This window comes from Parendozoicomonas sp. Alg238-R29 (assembly GCF_947331445.1).
Taxonomy (GTDB): Bacteria; Pseudomonadota; Gammaproteobacteria; order Pseudomonadales; family Endozoicomonadaceae; genus Sansalvadorimonas.
In genome coordinates this window covers 1-13,305 of record NZ_CAMZOG010000104.1, presented here as the reverse complement: position 1 = coordinate 13,305, position 13,305 = coordinate 1, and the positions used below count along the sequence as shown (strand labels likewise).

The 13,305-nt window shown below is 48.7% G+C and carries 13 protein-coding genes and 1 pseudogene; 5 read left to right on the top strand and 9 right to left on the bottom strand.

Going from position 1 to position 13,305, the window contains the following annotated elements:
* Positions 1 to 137 (bottom strand): annotated as a pseudogene (locus tag QMA35_RS19125) (IS1595 family transposase); the annotation flags it as partial.
* Between the two features lie 388 nt (positions 138 to 525).
* Between QMA35_RS19125 and QMA35_RS19120 the strand changes: the two are divergent.
* Positions 526 to 651, top strand: a complete 126-nt coding sequence (locus tag QMA35_RS19120) for a hypothetical protein (protein WP_281648749.1) — start codon at positions 526 to 528, stop codon at positions 649 to 651.
* Positions 652 to 719: 68 nt separating this feature from the next.
* Positions 720 to 1,346, top strand: a complete 627-nt coding sequence (locus QMA35_RS19115) for a bifunctional 4-hydroxy-2-oxoglutarate aldolase/2-dehydro-3-deoxy-phosphogluconate aldolase (protein WP_281648748.1) — start codon at positions 720 to 722, stop codon at positions 1,344 to 1,346.
* Between the two features lie 48 nt (positions 1,347 to 1,394).
* On the opposite strand, the gene QMA35_RS19110 is transcribed toward QMA35_RS19115, so the two are convergent.
* From QMA35_RS19110 to QMA35_RS19100, 3 genes are all read right to left on the bottom strand, one after another.
* On the bottom strand, positions 1,395 to 1,889 hold the full coding sequence (locus QMA35_RS19110; protein WP_281648747.1) for a DUF2947 domain-containing protein: 495 nt from the start codon (positions 1,887 to 1,889) through the stop codon (positions 1,395 to 1,397).
* A 248-nt stretch (positions 1,890 to 2,137) separates the two neighbouring features.
* Complete coding sequence (locus tag QMA35_RS19105; RefSeq protein ID WP_281648746.1) at positions 2,138 to 2,740, bottom strand: carbonic anhydrase; 603 nt, start codon at positions 2,738 to 2,740, stop codon at positions 2,138 to 2,140.
* Positions 2,733 to 4,637, bottom strand: coding sequence for a bifunctional UDP-sugar hydrolase/5'-nucleotidase (locus QMA35_RS19100; protein ID WP_281648745.1), 1,905 nt, complete (start codon positions 4,635 to 4,637; stop codon positions 2,733 to 2,735). Before QMA35_RS19100 ends, QMA35_RS19105 begins: the two co-directional genes overlap by 8 nt.
* Positions 4,638 to 4,777: 140 nt before the next feature.
* Between QMA35_RS19100 and QMA35_RS19095 the strand changes: the two genes are divergently transcribed.
* The gene (locus QMA35_RS19095; RefSeq protein ID WP_281648744.1) at positions 4,778 to 6,148 is read left to right on the top strand and encodes a hypothetical protein; all 1,371 of its coding nucleotides are present in this window, start codon (positions 4,778 to 4,780) and stop codon (positions 6,146 to 6,148) included.
* A gap of 67 nt (positions 6,149 to 6,215) precedes the next feature.
* Here QMA35_RS19095 and rimI read toward each other — a convergent pair whose 3' ends face one another.
* The 3 genes from rimI to QMA35_RS19080 all read right to left on the bottom strand — a co-directional run bounded on the left by rimI (position 6,216) and on the right by QMA35_RS19080 (position 9,272).
* Positions 6,216 to 6,695: a ribosomal protein S18-alanine N-acetyltransferase gene (gene rimI / locus QMA35_RS19090; protein ID WP_281648743.1), complete on the bottom strand. Its 480-nt coding sequence runs from the start codon at positions 6,693 to 6,695 to the stop codon at positions 6,216 to 6,218.
* Between the two features lie 61 nt (positions 6,696 to 6,756).
* Positions 6,757 to 7,623 carry a hypothetical protein gene (locus tag QMA35_RS19085; protein ID WP_281648742.1) on the bottom strand — a complete coding sequence of 289 codons (867 nt, stop codon included), beginning with the start codon at positions 7,621 to 7,623 and terminating at the stop codon, positions 6,757 to 6,759.
* 110 nt (positions 7,624 to 7,733) lie between these two features.
* Positions 7,734 to 9,272 (bottom strand): 2-isopropylmalate synthase, encoded by a 1,539-nt coding sequence (locus QMA35_RS19080; protein ID WP_281648741.1) that lies wholly within the window; start codon positions 9,270 to 9,272, stop codon positions 7,734 to 7,736.
* A 127-nt stretch (positions 9,273 to 9,399) separates the two neighbouring features.
* On the opposite strand from QMA35_RS19080, the gene QMA35_RS19075 reads away from it, so the two are divergent.
* Positions 9,400 to 10,095 (top strand): YajG family lipoprotein, encoded by a 696-nt coding sequence (locus QMA35_RS19075; RefSeq protein WP_281648740.1) that lies wholly within the window; start codon positions 9,400 to 9,402, stop codon positions 10,093 to 10,095.
* A gap of 1 nt (position 10,096) precedes the next feature.
* Complete coding sequence (locus tag QMA35_RS19070) at positions 10,097 to 10,591, top strand: hypothetical protein (RefSeq protein ID WP_281648739.1); 495 nt, start codon at positions 10,097 to 10,099, stop codon at positions 10,589 to 10,591.
* A gap of 14 nt (positions 10,592 to 10,605) precedes the next feature.
* Here QMA35_RS19070 and hemH read toward each other — a convergent pair whose 3' ends face one another.
* Together hemH and nhaA are read right to left on the bottom strand one after the other, a co-directional pair.
* Positions 10,606 to 11,625, bottom strand: a complete 1,020-nt coding sequence (gene hemH / locus QMA35_RS19065; protein WP_281648738.1) for a ferrochelatase — start codon at positions 11,623 to 11,625, stop codon at positions 10,606 to 10,608.
* A 20-nt stretch (positions 11,626 to 11,645) separates the two neighbouring features.
* Positions 11,646 to 12,836, bottom strand: coding sequence for a Na+/H+ antiporter NhaA (gene nhaA / locus QMA35_RS19060; protein ID WP_281648737.1), 1,191 nt, complete (start codon positions 12,834 to 12,836; stop codon positions 11,646 to 11,648).
* Positions 12,837 to 13,305: the final 469 nt, after the last annotated feature.

The following is a 13,305-nucleotide window of genomic DNA, read 5'->3' as shown; positions in this document are numbered from 1 at the left end:
CCATCCATGCAAGACAAGTAGGCATCCAGCTTTTCACGAATACGGAAATGAGCCAATGGCGTGCCGCTCAATGCGTTGCAGGTACGCCCGCATGCGTTGCAGCGGTAGCGTTGATGACCAGCGCTCTGTCCCCAGCGCGTCATGGATTCACAGGTACGGCGAGGGCACCGCGGGTGCTGATCAATAATAATCTTTCATAAAGCTCTGGCGAATCACCTATAAACACAAGCTGATTAGCCAGAGCGGGTGCAGCATGATATTAACTTGCCCGGCATGGTCAGGTGCTTAGGTTCCCGTTTTCACTTCGTACATCTGCTCAGCACACAATTTGATAACAACTATCGGCTCCTCTTGTGGGCTTCCCGGATTAAGGCCCAAAATGCAGTCAATAAAGTGTTATCTCTAGTGACAATGGCCTTGGTAACATTTGATGATGAATGTGCTGTTTGGAGATCACATTCCGGAAGATACTTTAAAGCGTCTGGGCAACATACCAGAGGTTGTTGTTAAAAATGGTGCTGATGGTTGCCTGATTCATTATCGGGGGAAATCAGTTCTGTATTGGCAATGACTGTTTCTGAAGTGATAGATACAACCGCAGCTGGAGACTCTTTTAATGGCGGTTATCTGGTCGCAACGGTGATTCAATAGAAAGGGGAGATTATTCCCGAAAAAGCTACAGTATCTGTTTCAACAGATCGAACAAATCAGGGAACGTCATGTACGAAAAGCTAAAGAGAGTCATAGATCAGGCCGCGCCGGTTATGCCTGTTATGATTGTCGATAATATTGAGCAAGCCGTACCTATGGCCGCAGCACTACGGGAAGGTGGCATTACCGTTTTTGAGGTAACCCTGCGTACCGAGTGTGCCATAGATGCCATTTATCTTCTGAAAAAAGAATTTACCGATTGTTTTGTTGGCGCCGGAACCGTGATTAACTGTGATCAGTTCCGGAAGGTTGCCGATGCTGGCGCTGACTTTATTGTATCGCCAGGACTTTCTGATGATCTTCTGGAAGCCGCGAGGGATACGAACCTTTCATTCTTGCCTGGTGTCTCTACCGCCAGCGAAGTTATGCAAGCCATGGCTGCCGGTTTTGATATGTTGAAGTTTTTCCCGGCGGAGCAGGCAGGTGGTGTTGCCATGCTGAAAGCATTGTCTGGCCCATTCGGACAGGTCACTTTTTGCCCGACGGGTGGAATAGGGCAGCACAATGTTGCGGATTATTTAAACTTGCCGAATGTCGCTTGTGTTGGTGGCTCCTGGCTTCTTCCCAAAGAGGCGGTGGCTGCAAATGACTGGAGTATGGTGACTGCGCTGGCGAAGGAAGCTTCGTCTTGGTAGTGTCCACAGGTTAAGGCGAGGCTTCATATTACCTCGCCATTTTGGCAGTTAGTTTTTACTGGCAGCAACAATTCCTTTTCTGCCCACAGAAACAGTTCCGTCCTGATGGAACTGGAGCGCCTGCTTGCGCTTGCGACCAATGAGAATGCATTCGTCGTCGAAGAACAAAAAGTTTTTCCAATGACGACTGAAAACATCCCAGGTTGTTTCCAGAACAGCTTCACTGTCGATGCAATAGAACACTGTGGTTTCTGGTGTCCATTGCAGGTGCTCCGTAACAACACGTGGTAGCTCCGGTGAGTCGGACTCCCACTCTTCCTGCCAGCTGCCTGATTCTTCCCAGATTTCTTCCTGAACTGGCCAGTCATCATCGCCAAAATCTTCTGGAGTCAGACACTGTTTGCTGATGTTGTTACGCCAGATATCTATGGCGGCTACGGATGCCAGAGGTTTTATCTGTTCCAGATCTTCCGCAGGAACTGGCATTTCTGCATGACGAAAGATCCAGGTGTTTTTGTAATCGGACAGGGGAATGTATTTCATTTGTGACGCATCTTGGATGGAGAGCCTTGAATGGCGGATTTGGCAGGTCGCTGTGGAGGAACTGTATCAGATGGAAGCGGGTTTTGCTTAAAAATCAGAGCCTGTGTACCGCTTCTCACAAAGCAGTACACAGGCTTTGATTTGAGGTTCTGTTGACAGTTTATCGAACCCAGTATTCGCGAGCGCTTTTACAGGCAGGCACAGCACCGCTGGAATGCTGGCTGCCTTTCACTGGATCCCAGCAGAACCTAGTTCGAGTTACTGACCCGGATACCCAGAGAGCGCAACTCTCCAGTCGCAACATCATAAACACAGCCATGAATGGAAAGCTGCTGACCATTTTTCCAGGCTTTTTGCACAACCGGGTTGTCGGCAACATTCAGTACCTGTTGTTCGATGCTGAGTTCGCAGAGTCGTTCTGCCTGTTCAGATTCATTGGGCAGGCTTTCCAGTTGTTCACTGTGATGGTCACAGAGCTCGTGAAGAGGTGTGAGCCACTCTTCAAGAGTTCCATCTGCTTCTTTCTTCAGTGCTGCCGCCACACCACCACAATTCGTGTGCCCAGTGACAATAATATTTTTTACCTTGAGTACTTCCACTGCGAACTGAATGGCAGACATACAGCTTTTATCCGCAGGATTCACAAGGTTAGCGATATTCCGGTAAACCAGCATCTGGCCAGGTTCCAGACCGGTAAGCTGTTCCGCAGGCATGCGGCTGTCGATACAGCCAATCCACAGGTATTCTGGAGATTGACCTTTTGCCAGCCGAGCAAAGCTACCAGGCTCTTTTTCTTCCCGCTCATCAGCCCATGCGCGGTTTTGTTTAAGGAGTGCGTTTATCTCATCCATTCTTTTTAATGCGCCCGATAGTCCGAAAACCAATAACGAATAGTATAAGCAGGATCGTAAACAGGAGCCCTGTAACCGTCCATAATATCCACGTTGCATTGCGTAACAGGTCATCAGGCTTAAAGCTGCTGATAGTCTGCATACGGGGTTCTGTCACGTTCTTGTTTAGCACAATATTCGCAATACCATCCCCATCTGTGTCGGGAAGGCTGGCAAAGAAATCCAATTGAGCCTGCCAATTCTTATACTCCTGGATACCTTCTTCCGCAGGAAGCCTGTCTACAATGCTCAGCTTAAGATCCGCCAGGGGGTTGCCGTTTTTATCTTTGGGAATAATGCTGACCAGCCCATAGCTGAGGTCTTTCATAACCCAGGCAAAGCTGCCTACGTAGCTGGAAGCTGAGAAACTGTAGAGACGGGTTTTATCTGTCAGGTCCAGCGGTGTGAACCCGGTTTCATGGGAGCCGAGCTCAATGGAGGTGATGCGATCCAGAGGTGGGCGCATTTTGTTATAGGTAAAACGCAGACCTGATAAGCGTGGGAAGTAGTCATCGCCTTTAATCAGATAAGCAAAAGACATAATTTCCATCAATCCGCGCAGCTCCTGAGCCGTCATCCAAACCTTCATCAGTGGGTAACCGGGCTGGTTATCGTTGCCAACGCCAAGAGGTTGCAGGCGAAAGATATCGGAAACAGACTGGATGCCGCTATCGCCCATCAACATATCATCACGGATCAGACTGTTGGTGGTCATCGCTACATCACTGCCGGCGGCTTTGCGAATGCCATCTGTCACAAGGTTTCCGAGCACTTGATCGTCATAGGCTCGGGTCAGGGTTTTAGGCGTTTTTACCAAGGGCTGGTTGAAGCTATACGGGCTGCCCGCCATCACTTCCTGATCAATCAGGGCTTTGAAGGTGTTTACCTTTTCAGTTACAGCGTTCTTACCAATGATTTGGTCATCAATGGTGTGCAGTTTGTAGCCTTTGACAGCGACTTTGCCATTGTCTTCCAGCTCAAGGGATATTTCCCCGAGATAGCGGGTATCGGAGCCTGCCTGCAACACAGGGGTTCCGTTAACCATAATGGGCTCGTGGAGAGCTGTGTGACTGTGGCCGCCAACAATGACATCGATTCCGTGCACCTGACGAGCATATTCAATCTCTTCGCCTTCCCAGCCGCCATCTTCATTTTTAACCACGCCGCTGTGAGACATAAGAATCACCACATCGGCTTTTTGTTCCTCTCTCAATAATCTGACCATAAATTTAGCGGTAGCTATCTGCTCTGCAAAAACCGCCGGCTTGGCATTGGGTGAGACTTCGTCGGCTTCTTTTCCAATCAGGCCGAACAGGCCAAAACGGATGCCATTTTTCTCAATGATTTTCCACTTTTGAATGGTGCCGTTGTCCTGCAGGTACCTCTGTGCAGGAGGAAGCTCCAGGTTAGAGGTGATGATGGCAGGTATTTCGTCCAGGTGACCTTTGGCAGCATCTAACATCTTTGAAAGGCCGTCTGGGCGGAAGTCAAACTCGTGGTTGCCGAGGGTCAGGGCATCATAGCCCAGCAGTCTCATCAGCCGAAGTTCAGGGGCATGTTTTCGGTAGAGAGTGTGGAACAGTGTACCCTGGCTGATATCCCCGCCATCGAGCAATAATACTGGTTGACCATCAAGCTCTCTGCGGCGCTGGTCTATCAGGGTTGCCAGCCGTGCAACGCCACCAATGGTTTTGTCATCGTTTATGGTTTCCGGGGTGTATTCGGTGTTAGGACCGAAGCCCAGCAGGCGGGATTGCCAGTCATTGGTATGCAGAACTGTAAAAGATTGTCCTGTCGCCATAAGCAAGGAGGAGAAACTCAGGCCTACGACCAGAAAAAAGCGCTGAAGTAGAGTCATTTTTATAATCTTTATTAGAATGAGCGACAAATTGATGACAGTGGAAGGAGTGTACTGGGCATATAGGCTCCGGGTAAATACCTACTGGCTATAGTGAGGAGAGTTGGGAGTTAAACAGAATCATCAGGGAAGGAATCTCCATGCACAGGTTAACCGGCTGCCTTTGGCTTGCAATACCCCTTGTGGTCTCAGCGGCGATTCAGGCCGCTCCAACGGGTTCAGACACCATAAGTGCTTTTCAGCTGCGGGCTTCCGAAGAATTAAACAGTTGCCTGGTTTTAAAGCCTGATGCTGGTGAGGATCGCAATGAAATTATCGAAGTTATTAATGGTTCCTGTTCCTACGAAGGTGCTTTGTTCTGGACTCTGGGAAAACATCATCAACTTATAGGTGTGACCAAAGATGTTGAGAAAAATGAGTCTCTCTGGTGCCTGACTCGTGAGCATTCTTACTATGGGGGTGAAACCCTGTCCGTTAGAGAGTGTTATGATTCTGTTAATGAAGCCCAAAGCTGGGGTTTTGATAGCAAAGGCTTGTTATATCGCTATAAGGAAGGAACAGGGCGCGTTGATACCGTGCCTGCTGTAGGGATATTGTCAGGCTTGGATATGGGGTTCTGGAAGGGTAGTTTCCAGTGGGTTCATGAAGAGCCCAGAGATACCAACTGGTGCTACACCATTCCCTGGGTGGAAAAGTGTAATCATGTCTGTGCTTCAACTGTAGAGCAGCCTGACTGTGAAAGGGGTGGTTCTCCAAAGCCAGACCCAACATCGACTCCTACGCCAACAGATCCTACACCGCCCCCAACTCCTACGCAGCCGGGAGATTCAGGACCAATTTCCTCTCCCTATCCCTCTCCCTCTCCGACGACTCCGGAAACCAAACCAGAACCAGAAGACGGAGAAAAACCTCCTCCAACTCCGACTCAGCCGACACCCCAACCCCAACCCCAACCCCAACCTGAGCCTGAAGTCCCAGTGATCAGCAAAATGGCGGCCTGGTTTGCACTGAAGCAGGCGCGTACAGATGATAATTTTTGCCTGGAAGCACAAACTTTTCAGGTACCTGACAAAAGCGGTCATGGCTATGTAATGGTCAAGCGTGTCAGCTTGCAATACTGCACTCCGGGTAAGAGCAGCCAGCTATGGGCTCATGATCTGGTCACCAAGCAGGTTTTCAATAAGGGCTTTGAAGAGAAAAATGACGATGTCTGCTTAACCAAGGGCAATACAGGTATAAGAATGACTCCTTGTTTCGGCCGTGGTCAGGAGAATCGCAGTCAGATGTGGTATTTCAGTCGCAGCTGGACTTCAGGCATTCCCCATGCAGCTCTGCTTTCGTACACCGATGGAAGGGATAACTGGAAATATCTGTTGGATAATCCGCAGAAAGCACGCCTGAACCACAGGGTACTGCCCAAATACAATGGAGATTGTGAAAGGGTGGAAGGGAAATGTTATGACCTGACAGATGGTCAGTTACAGGACTACGTACCGTTTTACATTAACTGACAGCGATAAATCGAGTTAAGGCGGCAAAGGTTTAATTGTGAACACCCTAATTTTTGCCGCCTTAATTTTACATCTGGAATGATAAATCTTTCACCATTACCAAGGCATCTTCGCGGCCATTCCTTGAGCAGGGGTAATAGTTATTTCTGCGGCCGACCTCAGTAAAATTATTCTTCAGATAAAGCTCAATCGCCGAAGTGTTGGAAGTCCGCACTTCCAGAAAAATAATGTTTGCCTTCTGCTCTGCCAAGTCCTGGATAAGAAAATCCAGCAGTCGTTGACCTAGCCCCTGTCTTTGAAAATCAGGGGTAATGGCAATGTTCAGAATATGCCCTTCTCCAACAGCCACCATGGTGACGGTATACCCGACCAGTAGGTTATCTTTCTCAAGAAGCCAGCAGCGGTCTCCTGTTGTCAGGCAGTTGCGGATAATGCCAGGAGTCCACGGGTGAGGACTAGTGCTTGATTCGAGTGCATGAACAGAATCAACATCGGCTTCTGTCATCGGACGAAGGTTGTAACCATCGGTCCAGTTATGAATGGTCATGGAAGGCTATTAATTGTCTGTAATTCAAAAGTTATGAAGAAGAAAGCTGGTACAGGCAGCATTATTTGCCATCAGGCACTTGTGGTGACGTTTTACGAAGGCGTTTGATATTAGCCCACGCTTCTGCTTTGAGTTCCGGGATACCCATCATCTCACCTAGACTGCAGGTGATTGCGTAGTTTACCCCGTCTTTGCTGTGCACGCCTCTGCATTCCTCAAAGCTTTCAGAGTAATCCCACAGGTAGTCACTGCTGCTCCGGCCGAACAGAAGGATAGTCTTTCTACGTTGAAGGCCAAACTGGTTAGTTAGAAAACAACGAACCGCTTCTTTAGCGTACTTGCGGTCTACCGGGGTTGCATCTGGAATTATGGGCCAGGCAAAGACTCCAGCCTGCAATTCCTGATCTGCGGGAATATTCACAGCCCTGAGAATATTTCGCAACAGTCTCTCGTGATATCCAGTGAACTGGTTCACGCCAGACCAGGGCAGGTCGGTAACAACCAAACAGGAATCGCTGACATCAATAACGGCCAGTCGGAATGGTTCTGCGGGAATAACATCACTCGCAACAGGTTGCAGTTCTGTTGCTGCCGCATCTTTTTCTTCTGAATCCGATTCTTGTGAAAAACCCAGCTCCCCCAGAATATCCGAAGACTCTTTCATTACTCCAGCTGCCGGAGCTACCGGGGCTTGAGTAGTTGGAGCTTGTGTATAAGGAGAATGTAGGGTTTGAACTTGGGGCATAACATTGTGAGAAGAAGGATCTGCTACCTGAGGTGCAAGCTGAGGGTGCTGGGGGGCAACAGGATAATCGTCGAAGTCCCAATCACAGGTGGGTGAAGGTTTTGCGGCGGGCAGCACAAAACGGGGAAACCATGCCTGTATACCCATGGCTTCCAGATAGTCCTGTCGCTGCCTTTCGTTCATATTGTTCCGTCAATCACTGAAGTGAACCCCCATTGTAATGCAACTGACGGAGGCTTGTCGTTAGGGGGCTTTCAGCGCCACTGAGTCGTATGCTTAATTGAGAACGCCCCCTAGATAGAACCGGTTTGTGGATTGCGCTTCTCTCCTGCTTCGAGAAGGTTGAGCGCATGCACATAAGCTTTGGCTGAAGCGATAATAACATCGGTATCAGCACCACTGCCGTTCACGATTCTGCCTTTTCGAGCCAGCCTTACGGTGACTTCACCCTGGGAATCTGTACCACTGGTGATGGCGTTTACACTGTAAAGTTCCAGCTGGGCACAAGAGCAGGCAATAGCTTCAATAGCTTTGAACGCCGCATCAACAGCGCCATCTCCCGTGCTGATGATTTCATTCCGTTCATTATTCACGGATAGTACAACTCTGGCCTCTGGTGTGCCGCCCATCTCTGAACTGATGGACAACGCATCCAGCTTGAAGGTCTCATCCATTTCCAGAGAGTCGGCAACCAGAGAGTGAAGGTCTGCGTCGTATATGTCGCGCTTTTTGTCAGCCAGACTTTTGAAACGTTTGAAGGTTTCGTTGAGATCTTCCTTGGTTTCAAAACTGATACCCAACTCTTCCATGCGGGTTTTGAAAGCGTTGCGGCCAGAAAGTTTTCCCAGAACCATTTTATTGGTGTTCCAGCCTACGTCTTCCGCTTTCATAATTTCATAGGTTTCCCTGTGCTTGAGAACACCGTCTTGATGAATGCCTGATTCATGGGCAAACGCGTTCGCACCGACAATGGCTTTGTTTGGTTGAACCGGGAAACCGGTGATGCTGGAAACCATGCGCGATGCAGGCACAATATGTTCCGTAGCAATACGGGTATCAAGCTGCAGAGAATCATTGCGGGTACGCAGCCCCATAACCAGTTCTTCCAGAGATGCGTTGCCTGCTCTTTCACCCAAACCATTGATGGTACATTCAACTTGTCGTGCGCCATTGACGACGGCCGACAATGAGTTGGCAACGGCCAGCCCGAGATCGTTGTGACAGTGCACTGAAAAAATAGCTTTATCGGAATTGGGGATGCGGGTGAGTAACTGGTTGATAGTTTCACCAAACTCATGGGGCAGGGCGTAGCCAACAGTATCTGGAATATTAATTGTCCGGGCACCAGCGTTAATGGCTTTTTCGATAATACGACACAGGAATTCCAGTTCAGAACGGCCAGCGTCTTCGCAGGAGAACTCAACATCTGCACATTGGTTTCGCGCCCGTTTTACCGCATGAACGGCCTGCTCAATCACCTTGTCAGGCTCCATCTGCAACTTGTATTTCATATGGATTGGTGATGTGGCAATAAAAGTGTGAATACGGCCGCTTTCAGCAGGTTTCAGTGCTTCGGCAGCTCGATCAATGTCGCCATCCAGTGCCCGCGAAAGACTGCACACTGTGCTGTTTTTAATGGTGGTAGCGACGGCTTTGACTGACTCGAAATCCCCTTGGCTCGCCATGGCAAAACCGGCTTCAATAACATCAACCTGCAGGCGTTCCAGCATTTTGGCAATGCGTAGCTTTTCATCCCTGGTCATGGATGCGCCGGGGCTTTGTTCCCCATCTCTCAGGGTTGTATCGAAAATAACCACGCTATTACTGGTCATAAAATTGTCCTGCAGTTTATTTTTCTACTTATGGCTACTCATTGGGTGGTGAGTTGCCATTCAGCTTTATTGTCATCCCAGACTTTTGGTCTGAGTCTGCCTTGAACTATATCTTTAGGGATGGAGTTTGCCAAACACCAGAGCAGACATGGTGAAAGCATTGCGAAGCGGTGGTGGAGAAGAGACAATCTATTTACGAATGATGAATGCAGAAACAGCAGGTGTGACAGGTATGGTCAGACGATTGGTTTTCTTGAAAGAGCTTTTTGCGAGCCTACTGCTTGTTGGTGTATTGAGTGGGTGTGCGCTGAGCCCTCAGAATGTCACTTTGGCTCCTGATGTGAAGCCAGCGGCGAGCAGTGTGAAGTTAAGTGGCCCGATTACTGTGACCGTTTATGATGAGCGCCTGACACCGTGGCTGGGAACCCGGGGCGGTGTTTATAACGACAGTAACCGGATTGGTGTCGCTAACAATCTTCAGGATGCAGTGCGTACTTCTGTTGAGAGGGCTCTGCAGGAACTTGGTATGCAAACGGTCAGCTCTTCCGAGTCACCCCAGTTTCAGATTTACATCGATACGCTTTCCTACAGAGTCCCGACAAGCAGCTATGTTTCAAAAGTTGATTTGAAGGCATCTGTTCGGGTGATTGCCCGTGAAGGAAGTGAGTTTTATCAGGGGGGTTATGCTGCTGAAGACAATCGGAGAGTGTTAAAAGCTCCCTCGGATGAAGAGAATGCTCAGATGATTAATGACATTCTGAGCAAAGCTATTGGCCGGGCTTTTGAAGATCCGGGCTTAATGCGTTTTATGGCAAGGCTGTAATTTGAAACAACGTTGTAATTTAGAATTTGGTTGTAAAGTTTCTATCGCTCTCGGCTGGATCACCAATTATCTCTCAGCAGAGAGCATTCCCTACCTGATAACCGGTGGCCTTGCTGCAAGAGCTTATGGTTCCCTCAGACCCGTTGCTGACATTGATATTTACGTCCCTGCGATTTTTTTTAAGAAAGTGACGGAGTTTGGCAAAGAATTTATTCAGTGGGGGCCTGATCGTTACAGGGATGACAGTTGGGACCTGGATCTTATTGAGTTGGATTATCACGGACAAAGCATAGAAGTGTGCAATGCCGGGGATATTCAGTATTTTGATACCCGAACAGATATGTGGGTTCAGCAGTATACGGATTTCTCGGAGTACGAATCCGCTGAATTGTTTGGTAATAAGGTCAGGGTTATGAGCAAGCAAAAGCTGGTGGCTTATAAGTCAGCTCTTGGGCGAGATGTGGATCTTTCAGACATTCAATCAATGAACAAATAAAGCCTGAGATGTTCTCAGGCTTCGCTCCAGCGAGCTAATGTTTCTGCCCAGTCGTCATTATCATTGAGGCAGGGAATAAGTTTCAGTTCTTCACCGCCGTGAGCAACAAAGTCTTCTTTGGCCTGCATACCAATCTCTTCCAGAGTTTCCAGGCAATCCACAGTGAAGGCTGGACAGATTACCAGAAGCTTTTTGACACCCTTGGCTGCCAGCTCTCTTATCGATTGATCTGCAGCAGGTTCCAGCCATTTGGCTTTGCCCAGCCGGGACTGAAAGGCCAGGCTCCACTTGTTATCTTCAATACCCGTGGTTTCTATGAACTTCTCAGTGGTTTTGAAAACCTGATGGCGATAACAGGTTTCATGGGCCTTTGAAGGACGGTTGCAACAATCTGGAGTGAGGCAGTGGCTGCCGGTAGGGTCATCTTTTTTAATATGCTTTTCGGGAACACCGTGGTAGCTGAACAGAATGTGATCCCACTGTCCGGCATGCAGTTCCTCAACAAAAGGTTGGGCGCTTTTTGCCAGACAGTTGATGTAGTCCGGATGCTGGTAAAACACCGGATGAATAATCAGCTTCTGAGGAAGGTTATGTTCCTGCATCACCCTTTCTGCCTCAATAAGGCAGGTTTTCACCGACGACATGGCGTAGTGAGGATAAAGGGGGAGTAGAAGGACTTCTTCAATATTTTCCAGCGCAGAAAGCTTCAACAACTCCTGCTCCATGGAAGGGTTGCCATAACGCATAGCCAGTGAAACTGGCAGGCTGGTTTTGGAAGAAACCTTATCCGCAAGTTTCTGGCTGATGACCTTCAGAGGGGAACCCTCATCCAGCCATACGCTTTCATAGGCTTCAGCAGACTTGGCTGGACGCGTGGGCAGTACAAAAGCACTGACAATCAATCGCCGGAGTGGCCAGGGTAGATCGATAACGCAGGGATCCATCAGGAATTGATTAAGATACCTGCGCACATCGACAACGGACGTTGAGTCTGGCGATCCAAGGTTGACCAGAAGTACAGCTCTGCCCTTCATTTTTCCTTCCATGATATTACTTAACGGTTTATTCCCGGTTGCAGATTGTCTTCTGGTATGGATTTCAAAACCAGGAAACCAATCACTGCAGACAGGAATGAGCCGACAAGAATACCCGCACGATCAGCGATGAGGTATTCGGCCCCGGTTGTTTCAAAGGCCAGCGAGCCGATAAACAGACTCATGGTGAAACCAATACCGCAGAGGAGTGACATGCCGTAAATATGCAGCCATTTTGTGCCTGTTGGCAGTCGGGCAAAACCAAATTTAATAGTCACTGCAGTAAACAGGAAAACACCAATTTGTTTACCGAGGAACAGGCCGGTAATAACGCCCAGAGGGCTTGGGTCCATGAGGCCCTGAACCTGTGCCCAGCTCATAGCAACACCAGCGTTGGCGAAGGCAAACAATGGAAGGATGAAAAAGTTAACCCAGCTGTGAAGCTTGTGCTCAAGCTCTACCAGAGGAGAGCGGCCATCTTCATTCAAAGCTCGCAGGGGAATAGTAAAGGCAAGAGCAACCCCGGCAAGTGTTGCGTGTACGCCGGACTTCAACACACAAGTCCACATAATCACCCCAACAAACATATAGGGCCCTAATCGTGTGACTCCGGCGCGGTTGAAGAAAACAAGCACTACCAAGCAGATAGAAGCGAGCACAATAGATATTGTGGAGAGCTCAGAAGTGTAAAACAAGGCGATAATAATGATGGCACCAAGGTCATCAATAATAGCCAGAGCCATCAGGAAAATCTTAAGGGCTGGTGGAACCCGAGAGCCAAGCAGAGCCAGAACCCCGAGAGAAAATGCTATATCTGTAGCTGTTGGAATGGCCCAACCCTTGATGGCGATTGGGTTGTCATAGTTAAGAACAATGTAAAACAGTGCCGGAACAACCATACCACCGACAGCAGCAACAGCTGGAAGTACAATCTGACTTCGTGAAGACAGTTCCCCGGAAATAAACTCCCGTTTTACCTCAAGACCTATTAGCAGGAAGAACAACGCCATTAAACCATCGTTAATCCACAACAGCATGGGTTTGGATATTTCCAATGCTCCAATCGCTACCGTAATAGGTACAGACAAAAGCATGTTGTAGAACGTGTCGAGCGGAGTGTTGGCGGCCAGCATTGCCAGTATGGCTGCACCAACCAGCAATATGCCGACAGATGTATCCTTGTGAAGAAAGCGTTGGATTGCTGTAACCATAAGGTTGTTATTAGCCTTTGTTGCGAATAATGCTGCTTGTGTACGTATATGGTGAGCTGCAGCTTCGTCGGATGGTAGAGAGTATCAATAGATTTTTAATTATTGAAGAGAATTCGCTGTCAACAGCCTCTGGGTTAGCCCATCTCTACAGTTGTAACGCCATAAACGCTAGAGTGATTAAGCGGAGGTGGAGTGCCGATATGCATGCGGGTGGTTTCGCTGATAAACGAAAACTGTAACTTTTCAGCTACATTCATTGCATTTCGATTCACTTCAGGGATGTCAATATAGAGCGGCCACGTGGTGGCGCGTGAGGCAGGGCAATTGCATCAAATAGGTACCATCGAGCCACATAATTTGTAGTAGTCTCTGATTCCCATTTATCAGACTCGTATTTCAGCATGGAAGCCCAGCAGTATCAGCCCCTGACAGCCTTTCTCGCCAAAGTTCCTGACCCTCGCTGCGAAGG

Coding starts and splice junctions, on each gene's coding strand:
- QMA35_RS19115 (WP_281648748.1), top strand. CDS start 720: ATGTACGAAAAGCTAAAGAGAGTCATAGATCAGGCCGCGCCGGTTATG.
- QMA35_RS19110 (WP_281648747.1), bottom strand. CDS start 1,889: ATGAAATACATTCCCCTGTCCGATTACAAAAACACCTGGATCTTTCGT.
- QMA35_RS19105 (WP_281648746.1), bottom strand. CDS start 2,740: ATGGATGAGATAAACGCACTCCTTAAACAAAACCGCGCATGGGCTGAT.
- QMA35_RS19100 (WP_281648745.1), bottom strand. CDS start 4,637: ATGACTCTACTTCAGCGCTTTTTTCTGGTCGTAGGCCTGAGTTTCTCC.
- QMA35_RS19095 (WP_281648744.1), top strand. CDS start 4,778: ATGCACAGGTTAACCGGCTGCCTTTGGCTTGCAATACCCCTTGTGGTC.
- rimI (WP_281648743.1), bottom strand. CDS start 6,695: ATGACCATTCATAACTGGACCGATGGTTACAACCTTCGTCCGATGACA.
- QMA35_RS19085 (WP_281648742.1), bottom strand. CDS start 7,623: ATGAACGAAAGGCAGCGACAGGACTATCTGGAAGCCATGGGTATACAG.
- QMA35_RS19080 (WP_281648741.1), bottom strand. CDS start 9,272: ATGACCAGTAATAGCGTGGTTATTTTCGATACAACCCTGAGAGATGGG.
- hemH (WP_281648738.1), bottom strand. CDS start 11,625: ATGAAGGGCAGAGCTGTACTTCTGGTCAACCTTGGATCGCCAGACTCA.
- nhaA (WP_281648737.1), bottom strand. CDS start 12,836: ATGGTTACAGCAATCCAACGCTTTCTTCACAAGGATACATCTGTCGGC.